The organism is Prochlorococcus sp. MIT2302, assembly GCF_059772385.1.
Window position 1 is genome coordinate 1133764 of sequence record NZ_CM186285.1, and the last position, 18069, is coordinate 1151832.

Annotated in this window: 17 protein-coding genes and 2 tRNA genes; 10 read left to right on the forward strand and 9 right to left on the reverse strand. The window is 37.4% G+C overall.

Features of this window, described 5'->3' with window-relative positions; all coding sequences use genetic code 11:
• Positions 1–9: 9 nt before the first annotated feature.
• The 4 genes from AC6EI2_RS06675 (at position 10) to recA (ending at position 3325) form a co-directional block, all read left to right on the forward strand.
• Positions 10–1032, forward strand: coding sequence for a Light dependent period protein LdpA domain-containing protein (locus AC6EI2_RS06675; RefSeq protein ID WP_498461576.1), 1023 nt, complete (start codon positions 10–12; stop codon positions 1030–1032).
• A 182-nt stretch (positions 1033–1214) separates the two neighbouring features.
• Positions 1215–1286, forward strand: a tRNA-Gln gene (locus tag AC6EI2_RS06680).
• Positions 1287–1299: 13 nt separating this feature from the next.
• Positions 1300–2079 carry an HAD family hydrolase gene (locus tag AC6EI2_RS06685; protein ID WP_498461577.1) on the forward strand — a complete coding sequence of 260 codons (780 nt, stop codon included), beginning with the start codon at positions 1300–1302 and terminating at the stop codon, positions 2077–2079.
• A 112-nt stretch (positions 2080–2191) separates the two neighbouring features.
• Positions 2192–3325, forward strand: a complete 1134-nt coding sequence (recA, locus tag AC6EI2_RS06690; protein ID WP_498461578.1) for a recombinase RecA — start codon at positions 2192–2194, stop codon at positions 3323–3325.
• Between the two features lie 20 nt (positions 3326–3345).
• On the opposite strand, the gene AC6EI2_RS06695 is transcribed toward recA, so the two are convergent.
• Together AC6EI2_RS06695 and AC6EI2_RS06700 are read right to left on the reverse strand one after the other, a co-directional pair.
• The gene (locus tag AC6EI2_RS06695; RefSeq protein ID WP_498461579.1) at positions 3346–3582 is read right to left on the reverse strand and encodes a DUF2839 domain-containing protein; all 237 of its coding nucleotides are present in this window, start codon (positions 3580–3582) and stop codon (positions 3346–3348) included.
• A gap of 38 nt (positions 3583–3620) precedes the next feature.
• The gene (locus tag AC6EI2_RS06700; protein ID WP_498461580.1) at positions 3621–5069 is read right to left on the reverse strand and encodes a helicase; all 1449 of its coding nucleotides are present in this window, start codon (positions 5067–5069) and stop codon (positions 3621–3623) included.
• A gap of 72 nt (positions 5070–5141) precedes the next feature.
• Between AC6EI2_RS06700 and AC6EI2_RS06705 the strand changes: the two genes are divergently transcribed.
• Entirely contained in the window at positions 5142–6017 is an 876-nt protein-coding gene (locus AC6EI2_RS06705; RefSeq protein WP_498461581.1) for a prephenate/arogenate dehydrogenase, read from the forward strand.
• Here the strand turns inward: AC6EI2_RS06705 and crtD are convergent.
• Entirely contained in the window at positions 6007–7527 is a 1521-nt protein-coding gene (gene crtD, locus AC6EI2_RS06710; protein WP_498461582.1) for a C-3',4' desaturase CrtD, read from the reverse strand. The two genes, AC6EI2_RS06705 and crtD, sit on opposite strands and share 11 nt — an antisense overlap.
• A 28-nt stretch (positions 7528–7555) precedes the next feature.
• On the opposite strand from crtD, the gene AC6EI2_RS06715 reads away from it, so the two are divergent.
• Positions 7556–8443 carry a fructosamine kinase family protein gene (locus AC6EI2_RS06715; protein ID WP_498461583.1) on the forward strand — a complete coding sequence of 296 codons (888 nt, stop codon included), beginning with the start codon at positions 7556–7558 and terminating at the stop codon, positions 8441–8443.
• A 35-nt stretch (positions 8444–8478) separates the two neighbouring features.
• Here AC6EI2_RS06715 and AC6EI2_RS06720 read toward each other — a convergent pair whose 3' ends face one another.
• Entirely contained in the window at positions 8479–8841 is a 363-nt protein-coding gene (locus AC6EI2_RS06720) for a CAAD domain-containing protein (protein WP_498461584.1), read from the reverse strand.
• A gap of 123 nt (positions 8842–8964) precedes the next feature.
• Here AC6EI2_RS06720 and AC6EI2_RS06725 point away from each other — a divergent pair, with 123 nt between their 5' ends.
• Together AC6EI2_RS06725 and moeB are read left to right on the forward strand one after the other, a co-directional pair.
• Positions 8965–9474, forward strand: a complete 510-nt coding sequence (locus tag AC6EI2_RS06725) for a M67 family metallopeptidase (RefSeq protein WP_498461585.1) — start codon at positions 8965–8967, stop codon at positions 9472–9474.
• 23 nt (positions 9475–9497) lie between these two features.
• Positions 9498–10646 (forward strand): molybdopterin-synthase adenylyltransferase MoeB, encoded by a 1149-nt coding sequence (gene moeB / locus AC6EI2_RS06730; protein WP_498461586.1) that lies wholly within the window; start codon positions 9498–9500, stop codon positions 10644–10646.
• 2 nt (positions 10647–10648) lie between these two features.
• Here the strand turns inward: moeB and AC6EI2_RS06735 are convergent, their stop codons facing one another.
• Positions 10649–11800: a cob(I)yrinic acid a,c-diamide adenosyltransferase gene (locus AC6EI2_RS06735; protein WP_498461587.1), complete on the reverse strand. Its 1152-nt coding sequence runs from the start codon at positions 11798–11800 to the stop codon at positions 10649–10651.
• A 133-nt stretch (positions 11801–11933) separates the two neighbouring features.
• Here AC6EI2_RS06735 and larE point away from each other — a divergent pair, with 133 nt between their 5' ends.
• Entirely contained in the window at positions 11934–12779 is an 846-nt protein-coding gene (gene larE / locus AC6EI2_RS06740) for an ATP-dependent sacrificial sulfur transferase LarE (protein WP_498461588.1), read from the forward strand.
• A 55-nt stretch (positions 12780–12834) separates the two neighbouring features.
• Here the strand turns inward: larE and speD are convergent, their stop codons facing one another.
• Both speD and recF read right to left on the reverse strand, forming a co-directional pair.
• Entirely contained in the window at positions 12835–13302 is a 468-nt protein-coding gene (speD, locus tag AC6EI2_RS06745) for an adenosylmethionine decarboxylase (protein WP_498461589.1), read from the reverse strand.
• Between the two features lie 42 nt (positions 13303–13344).
• Positions 13345–14391, reverse strand: coding sequence for a DNA replication/repair protein RecF (gene recF, locus AC6EI2_RS06750; RefSeq protein WP_498461590.1), 1047 nt, complete (start codon positions 14389–14391; stop codon positions 13345–13347).
• A gap of 133 nt (positions 14392–14524) precedes the next feature.
• Between recF and AC6EI2_RS06755 the strand changes: the two genes are divergently transcribed.
• Positions 14525–14598 (forward strand) — tRNA-Arg (locus AC6EI2_RS06755).
• Between the two features lie 13 nt (positions 14599–14611).
• Here AC6EI2_RS06755 and AC6EI2_RS06760 read toward each other — a convergent pair.
• Positions 14612–15064, reverse strand: a complete 453-nt coding sequence (locus tag AC6EI2_RS06760; protein WP_498461591.1) for an N-acetyltransferase — start codon at positions 15062–15064, stop codon at positions 14612–14614.
• A gap of 1 nt (position 15065) precedes the next feature.
• Positions 15066–18050 carry a phosphoenolpyruvate carboxylase gene (ppc, locus tag AC6EI2_RS06765; protein WP_498461592.1) on the reverse strand — a complete coding sequence of 995 codons (2985 nt, stop codon included), beginning with the start codon at positions 18048–18050 and terminating at the stop codon, positions 15066–15068.
• Between the last annotated feature and the right edge of the window lie 19 nt (positions 18051–18069).

Here is an 18069-nt window from a genome sequence, read left to right on the forward strand (position 1 = left end):
TTATTAAAGGTGATTACTCAAAATTCGATTTGCAATTCTGAAGCTCTCAAAAAAGGTAACTGGGTAAAATTAATTTGTGGTGCAAGTAATCAAGACTTACCTTCAATAACTGATCTTTGCTCAATTTATGGAGCTGCAGGAGTGCATTGCATTGACCTTGCTGCCGACGAAGCTGTTGTCCATGCAGCTCGCAATGCTATTGATTGGGTTTTCGAAACTTACGGAAAAAAACCTTGGCTGATGATCAGCTTAAGTGATGGAAAAGATGCGCATTTTCGCAAAGCTTGGTTTAATCCACACCTATGTCCTTCGAATTGCTTAAGACCCTGTCAAAGCATTTGTCCAGCACACGCGATTGAAAACGAAGGTGGTGTAAAGGCTAGTAAATGCTATGGATGTGGCCGATGTATTGATACATGCCCATTAGGAATCATTAAAGAAAAGGATCGAAGATTAACTCTGAAAGATTTTGCTCCGTTGTTAACAACTATCAGACCAGATGCAGTAGAAATTCATACTGCTCCAGGAAGAGGCCAAGAATTTGAAAAAACAATCAAGGAAATTTTTAAAGTCGATTTGCAACTACAACGTTTATCAGTCAGCTGCGGTTTACAAGGACATAAAATAAACCATGAAAAATTAGCTGAAGAACTTTGGCTGAGACATAAATTCCTAAGAATTCATAATCAAAAACCTCTTTGGCAACTTGATGGGCGTCGAATGAGTGGAGACCTTGGAGCAGGTGCGGCCAAAATTGCAGTAAAACTCTGGGAAAGAATACGTCCAATAGCTCCACCAGGCCCCTTACAACTTGCTGGAGGAACTAATGAATCGACCATTAAGTACCTGCCAGAGATTAAAGGGCCTGAGGGAGTTGCTTTTGGAGGGAAAGCAAGAAAGATAATTCAACCATGGTTAGAGGAGGCTCAACGAAAAAAAATCAGCCTTAGAGAGTGGCCTGAAGGCTGGGAGGCGGCTCTTTCAGAGGCAAAACGACTTATAAATCCTTGGCTTGTAAGGAAATCTTTATAATTGGATTTCTCTAGTTAAATCAATCATTCGAAAGCCCATGTTGAGTTGCATTAATGAAGAAATCTTCCGATTAAATAAAAAAAACTGGATAAAGACATGACAGGATTGAATCAAATATGCAATTATCTAAGAGAAAGAATCCTAATCTATGTCTCTCAATTGCAAACATAGATCTGGAACAATGGGCCGTCGCCAAGTGGTAAGGCATCGGGTTTTGGTCTCGACATTCCTAGGTTCGAATCCTAGCGGCCCAGTTTTTAACAGTAAGTGTTAGAGAAACCTCTAATTGTTCTTGATTTTGATGGTGTCATAGTTGATGGCATTAAGGAATATTGGTCAAGTTCTCGTCAAACTTGTATAAATCTACTTTATGCCAAAGAAAAAAATATTATTTCTTTTCCTAGTGAGATTCCCAAAGCTTTTAAGGCAATGAGGCCATGGGTCAATTATGGTTGGGAAATGGTTATTTTGGCTGCTGAATGTGCAAATAACACTGGTCAATTCAAATTACTAGATTTACAAAATTTCTCAAAAAATTATGAAATAGAATGCTCTTTAGCTCTTACAAAGTGGGGTTGGACACCTTCCCAATTACAAGAAGCTTTAAATCAAACTAGAAAAGAAGCAATATCAAATAATTTCACTCAGTGGTTAAATTTGCATCGGCCTTTTTCTTTAGTCACTGAACGCCTCAAGACCCTTGAGAATGAAGGCATTGAATTTGCTGTTTTAACTACAAAAAGTATTGAGTTCACAAAAAAGCTCCTGGATTGTTTCGATCTTCAGCCAAGCCTTGTTTTTGGTCACGAATCAGGAAATAAAGTCGATGTCTTGAATCAACTCTTACAGAAAAGAATAATTCGAGGGTTTATTGAAGATCGAAGAACTACCTTAGAAAAAGTCTTGGAAGATCCCAGGCTGCAAACTATCCCCTGTTACTTAGCAAGCTGGGGATACTTAAAACCTCAGGATCGAAATAATCTTCCCTCTGGTATTACATTACTAAATTTAGATATTTTACGAGAACCTATCTCGAAGTGGTCTTGACTTAATAGCGTACGTCTGTACTATCGGTTTAATTGCTATTCGTTGAGGAGCTGAGTATTTCATCATCAATCCCAACGTCTGTTGTTATCCCTCTGCATTAACGTTATTTGTCATGTCAAACGAAGGTAAGTCACTTCAATCAAATGAATCTAAGAAAATAGACGGAAAATCTGGAGAGAAAGAAAAAGCATTGAGCTTAGTGGTTGGGCAAATAGAACGCAATTTCGGTAAAGGTTCAATCATGCGTCTTGGTGACGCATCAAAGATGCGGGTAGAAACAATATCTACGGGTGCTTTAACTCTTGATTTAGCTCTTGGCGGTGGCTATCCCAAAGGACGTGTGATTGAAGTTTATGGTCCAGAAAGTTCTGGGAAAACAACGCTGACATTACATGCAATAGCCGAGATTCAACGTAACGGTGGAGTTGCTGCATTTGTAGATGCAGAACATGCTCTTGATCCAGTCTATGCAGCCTCTCTTGGTGTTGATGTAGAGAATCTTCTCGTATCTCAACCGGATACAGGAGAGATGGCATTGGAAATCGTTGACCAACTTATTAGATCTGCTGCAGTCGATCTAGTGGTTGTTGATTCAGTCGCTGCACTTACGCCCCGTTCAGAGATAGAAGGAGAAATGGGTGATCATTCAGTAGGTGCTCAAGCTCGTCTAATGAGTCAAGCAATGAGAAAAATTACTGGAAACATTGGCAAGTCTGGTTGCACAGTCATTTTCTTAAATCAATTACGTCTAAAAATTGGTATTACATATGGGAATCCAGAAACAACAACTGGTGGAAACGCTCTTAAATTTTATGCCTCTGTAAGATTAGATATTCGTCGTATTCAAACGCTAAAGAGAGGAACTGAAGAATATGGAATTCGTGCAAAAGTGAAAGTCGCAAAAAACAAAGTTGCACCTCCATTTCGAATAGCCGAATTTGATATACTTTTTGGGAAAGGAATTAGTACTCTTGGTTGTCTTCTTGATTTAGCAGATGAGACTAATGTCGTCACTCGTAAAGGAGCTTGGTATAGCTATGAGGGTGACAATATTGGGCAAGGAAGAGACAATACCATTACTTGGCTTGAGCAAAATCCTGAATCAAAAGACATAATTGAAAAATTAGTTAAAGATAAATTAACTGAGGGCTCAGAAGTAAGTGCTAATTCAATGAGGCCACTAGCAGCAGCAGCTCGACATGCTTCATTACGATCCAACTTAAACCAAGTTTCAGCGAACGGTTGAAACTAAAAATATAGTTGGGTTTATCTGATGTCTGCAGGAATCCACCAACCTGCAGCAGGTCCAATAAAGCGAACAATAATCCAAAGAATAACTAAAGCAGCAATACCTACCCATCCTGCACGAATACTTAATTTAATAAATTGATCTCTTTGCGCTTGCGTCACAGGAAACCAAGAGACAATACGAGGTGATTCATTCTTAGAGTTTTTCTTTCTGGGTTTCAATCCTTGTTCAGATCTTCGCCGAGCTTCTCCCATTACCAAAAAACAATATTTTTTAATCTAAGATATTGATTTTAATAAGGCAATAAACGCTCCAACGCAATCCACGGCTCAAGAGCTTCAAATATTAGTTTTCCCCAACTTCTATAGTGCATGCGGCCATCCAGTATAGCGACTCGAACATCTCCACCCCTAATGATTGCAAGCGATTTCAGAAGTATAGTCAGAGTTTCGGGAAACAGGAATTCTCGAAACCAATCACAACCTTGATGCTTAAGCATTTCAACTCGAGCAGCCACCCAGGGCGACTCTAGAGTAGGAAATGGAATCACTGGAAAAATCAATTGATCTGGTGTTGGCAAATTATACTGATTAATAATCCACCAATGACAACTACAACAAAGAATCCCATTAGTCTCAACATCAGTAGTTTCATGAACTACTCTCAATCCAAAATCTCCAGCCAGTTCGCTAGCTATTTGAAGTCGTAGTTGTAAATCATCTACCAAAATAATAGTTGGACGAGGACGACCAAGTATCAATCTTTGACATTGTCTTACTATATGACAATAAAAATAAGACGTATTTGGCAAAGGTTGTCTTTTAGGGATAAACAATGGGATGGGTTCTTGGTCAAATTTATTTCCTAAATTCACCTTCACAGGAAAAGTAAATTTTTTGCTATTTGGATCTAAAAAGAAGAAATCGCTTTGGCCTGAATTCGTCAGCATTAAAAGAGTATTTTTTGAAAACAAACTGGAAAGAGTTTGTAAAGGAAATAAAGGTTGAATATACCAGTCCCAACTAAGTTTTCGCTTATCTAATTTCGCCCAGGTTACCCACTCATTATTGACCGCATTAAGAGCTCGTTTCCACGGCATAGCAGAAGGCAAGTCATCTTTGAGAATTTGTTTTAATGTTAGAAGTTCCCTATGATGAATTCTTATGACAGCATCAGAGCGCACTGAATGACTAAATAGATCTCGAGTTAAGCGCTCATGAAGTTCGACAAGTGTAACTTCAAAACGTGAGCGCGAAGCAATTAAATCCTCCCAATCTTTTTGAGTAATTTTTATAGACATAGATTCTCTAATCTCACTAGAAATAAACTCAGATTCAGGAAAAATTAATTGGCGATTTTTTAATAAATCTTTTTCATAAGCAAAAACAAGATCTTGATATCTTAAAACCCAAACTTTTTTATCTGAAGGAGTTAATTCAATTCCCTCTACATAATCGAAATCTAATCGACTAGATCTTAACTTTGGTAATTCCACTTCAAACAAGAGTCGACATTGTCTCTCTGATAGAATCAGAACAACATTCTTGTTATGCAAACAAAGTGGAATCAAAAGACCAGGCCACCAGAAATTTTTACTATCACTTGATAGTTGAATAAAAGTATTATCTTTACGACTTAAGCTTCTAGCTATTAATCTTGTCAGGGTCAAATTATGAGGCCATAGAGCAAGATTATTTTGATAGTATTTTTTCAGATGTTCATGTGAATTCACCGCAAGCATTAGTAGTACCTTTATCAATAAATTCTTTTAATCATGTTGCCCTATCAATAAAGATATAGAACAATAATATCTATGGAGCTTAAAACAAAAACCTCTAAAAATATTGGAATTGTTGGATTAGGTCTAATTGGAGGTTCCTTAGGCTTAGATCTCCAAAAGCTTGGATATACAGTTTATGGAATTACTCATCGAGAAAAAAGTGCACAAAAAGCAAGAGAAAGAAAACTAGCCCAAATTGTCAGCACTGATACAAGCTTATTAAACAATTGTTCTCTTATTTATATTGCTTTACCACTGGAACAGATCCTAAATCCTTCAACAGCACTGATCAATGCCATCCCTAGAAATGCTGTTGTTACTGATGTTGGATCTGTGAAAGTCCCTATTTTAAATACTTGGAACAAGCTACATCCGCGTTTTGTAGCCAGTCACCCAATGACTGGGACCGAAGAATCTGGTGTTCACGCAGGTCAACATAATTTATTTAAAAACAAGCCATGGGTTGTTACCCCAAGTAAAGAAACTGATCAAAAAGCTCTCGAAATAGTGCAACAAATTGCTTTATCACTTGGGAGTCAATGGATAAGCTCTGAAGCTCAAATACATGATGAAGCTGTTGGATTGATTTCACATTTACCAGTTCTAATTAGCGCGGCGTTGCTCAACACATTAACTACTGATGTAAAGCCTTCCTTATATTCACTTGCAAAAAGTATTGCATCCAGTGGATTTTCTGATACCTCTAGAGTTGGAGGTGGCAATCCAAAACTGGGAGTCTCTATGGCAAAATTTAATAAGAAAAATATTGAGAGACATTTGGCCTCTTATAGACATTCTCTAAATCTTTTTGAAAAATATTTACTGGAGGAGAACTGGAGTGAGTTAGAGAAAATGTTAGTCAATACTCAGGAAGAAAGACAAAATTTCATTTCAAAACCTAAGAATTAAAGACAGGGATATTCAAATGCCTACCTCTTAATTCCATTAGTTGTCTGACAACCATCATGGCTGATTGGCTTACACCAGCTGTACCTTCGCCGGGATAAATTGAATCTCCACAAAGCCATAAACCTCTTAGAGGGGTTCTACTTGACAAGCCAAAAGGCCCAAATCGATCTGGATGCTGACCAAGCCCTCCGACTATTCCACGAGGACGACCTGTCCACTTTTCAAAGCTTCTCGGAGTTGCAAATTCTTGATAATCCCAACTCGACTCCATCAAATCAAACTTTTTATTCAAAATAGTTCGTATCTGTTTTGATAAAATATTTTTTTTTCTGGCATAGGATTGATTATCTAGATTAGACCATTGATCAATATCAACAAATACACTTGCAATTAAAGTAGCCATTCCCACTGGTGCACGCTGATCATCTTCCATGCTTATAGAAATAAATAAAGAGCCAAAATTCTCATCGAATACTTGAATATGTCCTGGGCAATCAACTGGCAAGTCGGCACGACGAAGAGCTCCATAAAATACAGCTGCACCACTAGGTTTGGGTAATTTTTTTATACTTTCACGATATGTTGTAGATAAACCTCCATCAATAGGAATTAAATCCAAAAGAGATTGAGGAGGCAAGCTAAAAACAATATCCGATGCTTTCAACTCTATCAAATTTTTTCTCCTATCAATCACATTGACATGAAAAATGTTTGATTTTGTTTGACTGATTATTTTAGTCACTCTATGACCTATTAAAAGGTTCCCACCATCTCTCAAAAAACTATCTTCCAGCAAATCGCTAAGAACTTGCATTGATCCATGAAGATGCCATAACCCTCTGGGAGATTGGGCCATTTGAAGAACAGTTGCACCGTATAAAGCTGCCGTTCTACTCGCTGGCTCTTGAGAGTACAGTTTTAATTGAAGATCTAGGAAACTTCGTAGACGTCTATCTTGATGACAACCAGTTATTTTAAGCAAATCTGCAATAGTCAACTTGCTCATAAAACCTGTTAAAAGATTTGAAGGACGTATAGCTCTAATTAATTGTCTTAAATCCCACAAATTTCTTACAGGAAGTACGGGATCTCTCTCTACAAAATCCCAGTTACTTTCGTGAATTTTAGAACATAATGACCAAAAGATTTCACTCCCTGGAAATTGTTCTTTTCTTTCTTGATTCCATCTTAATGGATCATGCCAAAGATTGATTGGCCTACTCCCATCACCAAGAACAACTGAACATCCAGGATCTAAAATTTTCGCATCAGGTAAAGGAATATCTAAATAGTTAAATAAACGATGATGAATTCCTCCGCTCTCAAGACCTGCAACTTGAGTAGCGCCTACATCAAAAGTATAAGAACCTCTTTTAAAAGTTCCTGCACAGCCACCTAATTGAGTATGTGCTTCGACCAAAGTTACCTGATAACCCTCTCTAGCAAGAAGAGCAGCACCTGTTAAACCAGCTATCCCACCCCCAACAACAATGATAGATTCTTCAGACATAAAAAATTATCAAGCGAGAATAAGGTGAATGGAGGAATTAATCAAAAATGCTCTTTCCTGTTCAAATAAAGTAAACAAAAACTCATTAGTAGAAAAAATAATCCCGGTAGGCGGAGGTTGTATCCACAAAGCTTGGTGCATTTATTTCCAAAATGGCAAAAGAGTGTTTGCTAAATCAAATCATATAGACAATATTAATATGTTTAAGTTCGAACGTGAGTGTCTTTCTGCTCTCAAAAGATTTGCTGACAAATCGTATATCTGCGTTCCTAAAACACTTGATCTAATAGCTTATCAAGACATATCTGTACTTTGTTTAGAATGGATAGATCTCGAACAATCCCAACAAAATCTCCTTGGACAAGGTTTAGCACTACTGCATAAATCATCGAGTGAGTCGAGCCAAAAAAAATTCGGATGGGATAAAGAAGGTTTTATAGGTTCTAGCACCCAAGCAAGAGGGTGGGGTAGTAACTGGGGCGAATTCTTTGTCAATTATCGTCTTAGACCACAACTTATAAAGGCAAAAGCATGGGGTCTCATAGTTGATGATTATGAAGATGTTTTAATATATTTAAGCTCATACCTAAACGACCATAACCCAAAGATCTCATTAGTTCATGGTGATCTTTGGTCAGGTAATTGTGGAAGTACTCAAGATGGTTTAGGAAGTCTTTATGACCCTGCTTCATATTGGGCTGACAGAGAAGTTGACATCTCAATGACTAAATTATTTGGCGGTTTTAATAGAGAATTTTATAAAGGATACGAACAGATCTGGCCATTAGATAGGCTTTCAAAAGATAGAACTAATATTTATAATCTTTACCATTTGCTTAACCACGCAAATATGTTTGGTGGATCATACAAAGAAAATTCATTAAAAAAACTAAAAGATCTGAGATCACGTATGTAACGAGACCTCAGATCTTTGATTGTTTTATTATTAATTTATCCTAGGTACTCTTTTTTAAGAGTTTGAACTTTATCAAAAACAGCTGTTCTTTTTTCACTTGTAGTTAAATTTTGCCAACTCCACTGGCCTAAAACAACTATTCCAAGAAGTTCAAGTAAACCAGGAAGAATGGGGAAAAAATTAACTGTATCAATAACAACCTTGATTAATACTTGAGCAAGAACAACCACAGCAATGATTCCTGCGGCCTTTCCATACTTACCCATTTGGGTCCAATCAATTTTGCTTAATGATTCATTAACTTTCCCCATTACATCACTGTAACGTTCTGAAAAATTAACACCTTCAGTTTTCCCTCCCTTGGATTCATCTTTAGAATCAGGATTTACATCAGACATGAACACAAGCGACTAAGCAGTTATGGACCGAGCGTATCGAATTAATTTAAGAAATGCCATAGGCTATATAGGGATAAGTCCGAACCAAAATAGAGAGGATGCCGAATTAACTCACTTTTTCTGATGAAAATTCCAAAATATATTGAGTTCCATAACGAGACAAATTATGTTCTCTCTAGTTCTTTAAAGGCAGCTGAACCGGCTGAAGGCTGCGCTATATTAATAGGCCAAAAAAAAACTTCCATAACAGATGCAAAAAAAAATTTTTGGAAAGTAATGCACATCTGGAATTGTCGTAATGTGTGGGGAGAACCAGAAACATTCTTAATTAATCAAAATATAAGAGTTTTTGCTAATCAAAAAATCCAACCATCAAAAAATACTCGCTTCGAAATAGACGCAAAAGATCAAATTGCCTCTCAAAAATGGTCAAGAGAAAATGATTTAGAAGTTTTATGCTGTGCTCACTCTCATCCTTCAAGTGAAAACAAACCTTCGGAAATGGATTTATTCTTCCACCAATCTCCTGGTCTTATGGTTATTTCAAATAAGGATGGAGATTTAAAGGCATGGTGGATCAAAAATAAATTTGATTTTCATAGCGTGAAAATTAAATTTATTTCTTTAACGTAAGTAAATCATGAAAGGGTTGACTCATGGGGCAAAGCCAGAATGACGCAAATTTAAATCTCGATGAACTTACCAGGTATGCAAGACATATAAGCCTTCCTGAAATAGGTATTACAGGTCAAAAAAAATTGAAGACAAGCTCAGTTGCTTGCATTGGGACTGGGGGACTCGGATCTCCACTTTTAATTTATCTTGCTGCCGCTGGAATAGGACGTATCGGAATAGTTGATTTTGATGTGGTTGAATACTCAAATTTACAAAGGCAAATCATTCATACAACTGATTCAATAGGCCTATTAAAAACAGATTCTGCCAAACAACGCATACTCAAAATAAATCCTTCTTGTCGAGTGGATTTATTCAATCAAAAGCTAACAAGTAGTAATGCTTTAGAAATACTTAGAGCCTATGACGTGATATGTGATTGCTCAGACAATTTCCCAACACGCTACCTAATTAATGATGCTTCTATAATTCTCAAGAAACCTCACGTATATGGTTCAATTGCACGATTCGATGGTCAGGTAAGTATATTTAACTTGAATCAAGATAGTCCTAGCTATAGAGATCTTATTCCAACGCCACCTCCACAAGAATTAATCCCATCATGCTCTGAAGCTGGTGTTATTGGAATTCTTCCAGGAATTATAGGTACAATTCAAGCAGCTGAAGCAATAAAAATAATAACAAATATTGGTTCTCCACTAGATGGAAGGGTCCTCATTTTTAATGCACTAGAGATGAGCTTTAAGGAGCTAACATTGAAATCTAGTCAAGAGAGTAGCAATATCAATAAATTAATAGATTATAAAAGCTTCTGTTCAGAGACTAAAGTTAAAAATGAGGTCGATTTAGATATAAAAAGCATTTCAGTGCAGGAATTAAAAACACTTCTTAGTCAAGGATCTAAAGAGACATTATTGATAGATGTTCGCAACCAAATCGAGCATAATGAATTTTCAATTTCAGGCTCAAGGCTCATACCCCTAAGTACAATTGAAAGTGGGGAGTCCATCAATGAAATCAAAATTCTTGCCGCGCAAAAAAATCTTTATGTATTTTGTAAAAGTGGAAAAAGGTCATTGCGAGCACTAAGGCATTTAGACAAACTTGGAATTAAAGGTGTAAATATTGAAGGAGGTATTGATGCCTGGAACAAAGAAAATATTAATTGAAACTAATAATCAACTCCTCTCTTTAAATCAACTCCCTTTTCTGCATAGTGCTTATGACACACCATCTCAGAATGAACACTTGCCAAATCAAAATACAGAGGTTGATTTTTACATCTTCCTGTAATAATCACTTCGGTCTCTGATGGTTTGCGAAGTAATGTTTGAACGATAGGCTCAACTGGTATGAGTTCCAAATCAACAGTCGGATTTAACTCATCCAAAATAACTGTCTTATAAAGACCACTTGAAATCGCTGCTCTTGCAATTTCCCATGCTCTCTCAGCTTCTACATAATCAATGGGTTTTTGCTGGCCTCTCCAAACAATCGCATCTCTACCAGATCTAAGATGGTCCACTAAATGAGGATAACTTTCTCGAAGAGCTGCAATAGCAGCATCCTCTGTGTAACCGCTACCACCCTTAAGCCATTGCAAAATTAAAACACGATGACTTTTATCCTGACTAATTCCTCTACCGATAGCTTGTAAAGCTTTACCCAAAGCACTGGTTGATTTGCCTTTCCCTTCCCCTGTATATATTTCAATTCCGCCAACATTATTTTCAACAAGACATTCCTCTTTATTGATCTCAGGGCGCCTGTGAGCTCTCATCTCAGAATGTAGTTCAGCAACTTTAATTAAAGGGTTTGGTGCTGCTCTACCAGTGACAATGATTTCCATACCACTTGGTCGTGCAGTAAGTGTTTTCACAACTTCTTCAACTTGCAATAAACCCAAATCCAAAACAGGATTCAATTCATCTAGGACAACAACTGAATATAAGGCACTGGCAATCGCCCCCTTTGCGATGTCCCATCCTCTTTGAGCTTCCTGATAATCAAATTTTGTAGATTGATCGACGTTGAAAAATTCACCTCTGCCAGTCCTAACTTGATCAATCAAGTGGGGGAAACCTTGCTGCAAAGCATCAATTGCTGAATCTTCGTCATAAGAGCGACCAGGCCCTTTCAAAAATCTAAGAAGTAATACTCTTGTTTGTTTTTTCTCACATATACCCAGACCTATAGTTCTCAGAACCACCCCCAAAGCTGCTTGACTCTTGCCTTTACCCTCTCCGTCATAAACATGTAATTGTCCATGACTTCGTTCTTGGCTTTCCGATGCTGTCGTAATTCCTATACCGTTTGATACCACGATCGATAATTCTGCTTTTTATGCATGCAACTTAACTTCTTCTTCATTACACGTCATAGAATATGCAAAATACACACAAAGATGAAAGAGTTCAGAACGTTAAATTCAAACAAATTAATGATCCTCTAAAAAAGTGTTTTTCAGTCAACTTGAATCTTTATCTGAATTAGAACTTGAGCAACTAAAATTGTTAAGGGAATTTATTAAAGATATAAATAATGCATGTGTTGCCTTCTCTGGAGGCGTTGATAGTTCTTTAGTAGCCACCATAGCGCAAGAACAGTTAGGCTTAAAAGCCCTAGCAGTTACAGGCGTCTCTCCTTCTTTAGCTCCATATTTACTAAAGCAAGCACGTCTTCAAGCGGCTTGGATTGGTATTCGTCATGAAGAATGTCAAACCCATGAAATCAATGAGCCAAATTACTTTAAGAATCCTGAAAATAGATGCTTTGCGTGCAAACAAGAATTGCACAAGCATTTACATAAAATTTCAAAAAAATACAATAATGCTCAAGTTCTCGATGGAGTCAATCATGACGACCTTAGCGACTTTCGACCAGGTATTAAGGCAGCTAATCAAGCAGGCGTGATATCACCTCTGGCCGAACTGAAAATAGATAAAAAATCAATTCGTTCGATTTCCAAATCATTAGGATTACCTTGGTGGGATAAACCTGCTCAGCCATGTTTAGCCTCTCGCATTCCTTTTGGAGAGGAAATAAGTTCAAAAAGGCTGGAGCAAATTGCCTTAGCAGAAGAATGGATTATTAATCAAGGTTTTTCCAAGGTACGTGTAAGAAGTCAAGGTCTATCAGCAAGAATCGAATTACCCGCACATGAAATAAACAACTTTCTGAAAATCATTCAAAGAAATCAATTAATTAAATATTTTTTATCTTTAGGTTTTCATTCAATAAGCCTTGATCTAGAAGGTTTTATTAGTGGCAAACTCACTAGAGACATAAAGAAAACCACCTGAAAGATCAAATCTCATCTCGAAATAATTTTTGATTTACTTAAAGTATTGATTTTGCTCAGGGTTCACGATGCAAAGCTTGAATTCCTGAAGGAATCTCTCTGGCAATATTTTTAAAAGAGAAGTTCTTAGCCAAAAAATCTTTGAAAAGTACTTTACAAGCTTTTTCAGGCATCGTATGGTCACCACAAGTGAATACATCAATGGCTGCATAACCAATCTCTGGCCATGTATGTATTGAGATATGAGATTCAGCTAATAACGCGAGTCCAGTAACTCCCTGAGGTTTAAAACTGTGTGTTACCAAATTTATGAGCGTTGCACCAGCAATTTTGGCCGATGATGTGATTGTTGTCCTTATAAAAGCTTCATCATTAAGCTTCGCATGATCACATTGGTAAAGTTCAAGTATGCAGTGCCTTCCTATATTCTCACTAGAATTAGCATGAGTGATTTCTGCATCATGTGACTTGTAAGAATCGGGCCATCCAGGGTTTGGATGCAATTCGGGGAAAAAAGGTTCCATAATCTATCCAAAAATCATTTCCACAATAACCGACCAATAGTTTCAACTAAAAGAATCTAATTGCATTAATTGTGAGTTTCGTACCCATTCACCTTCAAAAGATTCCAAATGTGTTGCACTAATTAAACACTGATGTTTTTGGCCAACAGCATCTAAAAGCAATAATTGTCGTTTTGGATCCAGCTCAGCTAAAACATCATCTAAAAGCAAAATGGGAGATCTGCCAAACACCGTTTTAATTAATTCTAATTCGGCCAATTTCAAAGCCAACACAATAGTCCTCTGCTGACCAGCAGAACCAAAGCGTCTAGCATCTACTCCATTTATTAAAAAATGTACATCATCACGATGCGGACCTACTCGGCAATGACCCGTAATCTGTTCATCAGGCCTCATTGCCAAAAGTTGACGTTCAATACTCTCCCTCCAAAGCCTTTCACTCTCTTCACCTTCAAGTTTACTACCTGGTAAATATGTAATAGTAAGTTTCTCCTTACTATTACTTAAATGTTCTTGCCAGTTTGAAGCTATTGGAAGTAGACGATCTAAAATACGCCTACGCCTTCGATGGATTCTTGTACTTACCAAAGCCATTTGCCTATCATAAGAATCCAATAGAATATTTTGAATCTCGTTCGATTGAGCACTGAAATTACGCCATAACTGACTTCTTTGCCTAAGCAATCTAGAAAACCTTCCGACCAAGTCAGAATAAATTGGTTCAAGTTGTTGAACAATCCTATCCAGCCAATTTCTTCTTAGAGCAGGTTCTCCTCTAATTAATTCTAGGTCAAGAGCACTAAAACCTACACTTCTCATCGGTCCGATCAAATCAATTTGACGAGTTAAAAGTTTTTCATTTTTATAGGCTTTTCTCCCACCTTTTCTATTTAATTCTAAAGAAACTTTTTGATCATCGTCAATTTTCGCAGATAGGAAAGCCTGATCTTGGTCCCAATAAATTAAATCTTGATTTCGATTAGATCGATGAGAGCGTAAACTAGACAATAGCTCCACAGATTCAAGAAGATTAGATTTCCCAACTCCATTTTGACCTATTAATATTAATCGATTTTCAGTTAACTCCAACTGAAAACATCGATAATTTCGAAAATTATTAAGTTCTAACTGATGAAGTTGAATGTTGCTTTATGGGATTTGTATGTAAGCTAATTTTAATAAGGTCTCAGTATTTGGCCTTTTTTAATATCAACCCCTTGTTGGGCATGTAGCTCAGTTGGATAGAGCATCAGATTCCGGTTCTGAGAGTCGGGGGTTCGAGTCCCTCCATGCTCGTAAAAATAATTTCTCAAAGTTTAAATCCCATTGTTTTTATACCATTTGGATCCAATAAAAATCCATTAGCTTTTAATGGATTAAGTGAAATTAATGGAGCAGCAACGGAAATACTACAGCCTGGCAACTCTCGTCTAATAATTTCGATTGCTTTGAAAACCATAATAGACATGAACGTTTCTTGTTGATCCCCAGGCTCTGCGACTAAATCCCACAAATTTGCATTTAAACCCTTATCGCTAGTCACACGAACAAAGCCAACAAGATTATCAGAAGTTTTTTGAAGAAGAGTTAAATAAAAATCAGACTTTTTCAAAGCTAATTCTAACTTCCTTGGTTGATGGGTATCTTGTTTACATCTTAATAAAAGCCTATTTATTTTACGTACAGAAACAGGTTCACTCCTGAGTAAAACAAAGCCCTGAGGAATTTTGGGGCATTTATTTCCTGAATTTAATCCAAGCATGTCATCCTGTGTTTCTCATTCCTGCAGCAATGCCGTTGATAGTTAACAATGCTCCTCGCAATAATTCACTACGGCTATATGTACGTAAACTTTGACCAGAGTCAGCACTCAAATCTTCACTAATGGGTGGTTGACGATTCTGATCTCTTAATCGCTTGAGAAGAGCGACCTGTAGAAATCCCAAGGGAATAATAGTCCTGTTCCTCAGATTTACAGACAATTGCAAAGCAGGGTCTGCACTTAAAAGTTTTGACTTATCAGTAATTTCTAAAATTAATTTCTTTGTTAAATTATATTCACTTGAGATGATATCGAAAATTCCAGCGAATGCTTCACGATTATCATTGCCACCTAAACTAAGCATATAGTGGTGGGCAACATCTAAATCAACTTTCGAAAGTGTCATCTCTACTTTAGATATCAACATTCTAAAGAATGGCCATCTCTGATTCAACATTCTCAACATCTCCATTTGATTGGGATCTGTCTTTAGTTCAGTAGCTAACGCCGTACCAACCCCAAACCAGCTAGGCAAGAGGAATCGACTTTGAGTCCAACCAAAGACCCATGGAATTGCACGAAGACTTGATAAGTCTTTTGCACCACTTTTTCTTCGTGCAGGACGACTAGAAATTTGCAGCTTACTGATCTCTTCTATTGGAGTAACTACTTGAAAGAATTGAACCAAGTCGGGATTATCATGAACTAAAGCTCGATAATGCTCCCTTGAACGAGCAGCCAGCCTGGTCATCAATTCATTCCAACTTGGCGTGGCATCTAATTTGTTAGTAACCAAGCTATTTTGGAGAACCGCTGTAGTAACAGTTTCAAGATTATATAAAGCTAATTCTGGAAGGCTATATTTTGAGGCAAGAACCTCGCCTTGCTCTGTGATCTTTATACGGCCTTGAAGCGTACCACTTGGTTGAGCCAAAATTGCTTGATAAGCTGGTCCACCTCCTCTGCCTACTGACCCTCCCCTACCATGAAAAATACGTAAAGCTATACCTTGTCTGCTAGCGAGATCTTGTAGTGCTATTTGGGCCTTATGAATTTCCCAATTACTTGAGAGGAAACCAGAATCCTTATTACTATCAGAATATCCAAGCATAAGTTCCTGAAGAGGTTGTTTTTTCTCTCCTACTCGTGGAAGTAATTTTCTATAAACATCTTTCTTAAGTAAAGACTCCATGACAGAAGGAGCATGTTGTAAGTCCTCAACCGTTTCAAATAATGGAACAACAAGAAAATCAGCAGATCCTAAAGTTGGATCAATCAATCCTGACTCTTTGGCTAAAAGCAAAACTTCTAATAAATCTGATGCTGTATGACTCATTGAAATTACATATGAGCGACAAATACGAGTACCAAATTCTTTTTGAAGCCTATGAAGCATGTGAAAAACTGAGATAGTCTCTTGAGTGCTTTTAGACCAATCAAAAGCAGGAGGGATAAGTGGTCTCCGAGTATTCAATTCCTTCATTAACCAAATGACGCGACTTTCCTCGTTCATCAATCCATATGACTCAGGAAGATCTAAATAGCGAGTGAGTTCATCCAACGCATCACTATGACGAGTACTTTCTTGCCTAATGTCTAAACTTGCTAAAGAGAACCCAAAGATATGAACTTGGTTTAACAAGGTATCCAGAGGTTCACATGTAAGATCAGTACTAACCAAACTATTCCTAATAAGTTCTAATTCATTTTTAAATTCGTCTACAGATCTATAGTGAAGCAAATCATCAAAACTATTATTTGTAGATGCTAAAGGCTTAACTTCAGGAGAGAATTCCCACCCAGCATCTGCTAGCTGCTTATTACGTATTTGAGTAAGTCGCAACCTCTCGAGTGTATAGCTAAGCTTCAATCGATAAGGTTCTAGCCGATATCTGGCAGCTCGCTCCTCATAGACCTCCGGGAAACGAACTCTGTCCATTTCCAATGACTCTAGCAAAGGAGAACTTACTTGACTCCATTGCATAGATATACTTAATTGATCTCTGAGCTCTTGAACTGAAGCAATATATCTATCCAACATTAATTGTCTTTGATAACAGGCTGTTCTCCATGTAATTTCAGGAGTGACGGACGGATTGCCATCTCGATCTGAGCCCACCCAGGAACCAAATGTACAAAAGGCCTCATTAGGGATCTCTACATCTGGATAACTTGAAGCCAATGCCGTAGATAGCCTCCTTCTCAATTGTGGCATGGCATCAAACAAAACCTGTTGAAAATAATGAAGCGCATAATCAACTTCATCTAGAACAGTCGGCTTGAATTGATGAAGTTCATCAGTTCTCCACCAAAGTCTTATCTCCTCCTCTAATTGCAGCCTAAAGATTTCCTTCTCAGACTCGGAGATTAAGCTATTAGATTGAAGTTGTTGCAAAAGAGTGGCTACTCTTCGTTGCTTATGTCTGACGGTATGTCTAACTATTTCAGTTGGGTGAGCTGTAAAGACAAGACGAATATCCATTTCCCTCATTAAAGCATCAAGCTGGGCTGGAGGAACATTCAAACGACGTAATCGCTCAAACAATTGTCGAAAAGTTGCTGGTGCAGTTTGACTCGCCAAAGCAGGAGCAAAAGGATCTATGTTGTCATGACTATTGTCTAACTTCCCTTTTTTCATGCTTTCTAAATAACTATCCTCCTCTATACGTTGCTCTAAAATATTTACTAACTGAAAATAAAGCGAAAAAGCTCTAGCAGCAGATATCGCCTCTGCTAAATCCATTTCTGTAATCAAATTAACTATAGCTTGCGAAGAATTATCTTTATTTGACTTGCTAGGGTCACTTAATTGCTTTAAACGCAATAATCGATCTGTTTGATTAGGAGGACATTCACTTTTGAGAACTGTTTTCCACAGATCCTCAACCAGTTCAAGTCTTTGCTGCAATAAATATCCAGGATCTTTATCCTCAACACTTTCTGTCGAGTGATGAGAGATATTTGCGTTAGAAGAATTTTTCAACATAAACCTATTATGAGGCAGT

Excerpts from the sequence above, each read along its gene's own strand:
- moeB (WP_498461586.1), top strand. The coding sequence starts at position 9,498 with ATGGGGCAAAGCCAGAATGACGCAAATTTAAATCTCGATGAACTTACC.
- AC6EI2_RS06715 (WP_498461583.1), top strand. The coding sequence starts at position 7,556 with ATGGAGGAATTAATCAAAAATGCTCTTTCCTGTTCAAATAAAGTAAAC.
- ppc (WP_498461592.1), bottom strand. The coding sequence starts at position 18,050 with ATGTTGAAAAATTCTTCTAACGCAAATATCTCTCATCACTCGACAGAA.
- AC6EI2_RS06720 (WP_498461584.1), bottom strand. The coding sequence starts at position 8,841 with ATGTCTGATGTAAATCCTGATTCTAAAGATGAATCCAAGGGAGGGAAA.
- AC6EI2_RS06695 (WP_498461579.1), bottom strand. The coding sequence starts at position 3,582 with ATGGGAGAAGCTCGGCGAAGATCTGAACAAGGATTGAAACCCAGAAAG.
- AC6EI2_RS06760 (WP_498461591.1), bottom strand. The coding sequence starts at position 15,064 with ATGCTTGGATTAAATTCAGGAAATAAATGCCCCAAAATTCCTCAGGGC.
- AC6EI2_RS06705 (WP_498461581.1), top strand. The coding sequence starts at position 5,142 with ATGGAGCTTAAAACAAAAACCTCTAAAAATATTGGAATTGTTGGATTA.
- recA (WP_498461578.1), top strand. The coding sequence starts at position 2,192 with ATGTCAAACGAAGGTAAGTCACTTCAATCAAATGAATCTAAGAAAATA.
- speD (WP_498461589.1), bottom strand. The coding sequence starts at position 13,302 with ATGGAACCTTTTTTCCCCGAATTGCATCCAAACCCTGGATGGCCCGAT.
- AC6EI2_RS06725 (WP_498461585.1), top strand. The coding sequence starts at position 8,965 with ATGAAAATTCCAAAATATATTGAGTTCCATAACGAGACAAATTATGTT.
- AC6EI2_RS06700 (WP_498461580.1), bottom strand. The coding sequence starts at position 5,069 with ATGCTTGCGGTGAATTCACATGAACATCTGAAAAAATACTATCAAAAT.
- crtD (WP_498461582.1), bottom strand. The coding sequence starts at position 7,527 with ATGTCTGAAGAATCTATCATTGTTGTTGGGGGTGGGATAGCTGGTTTA.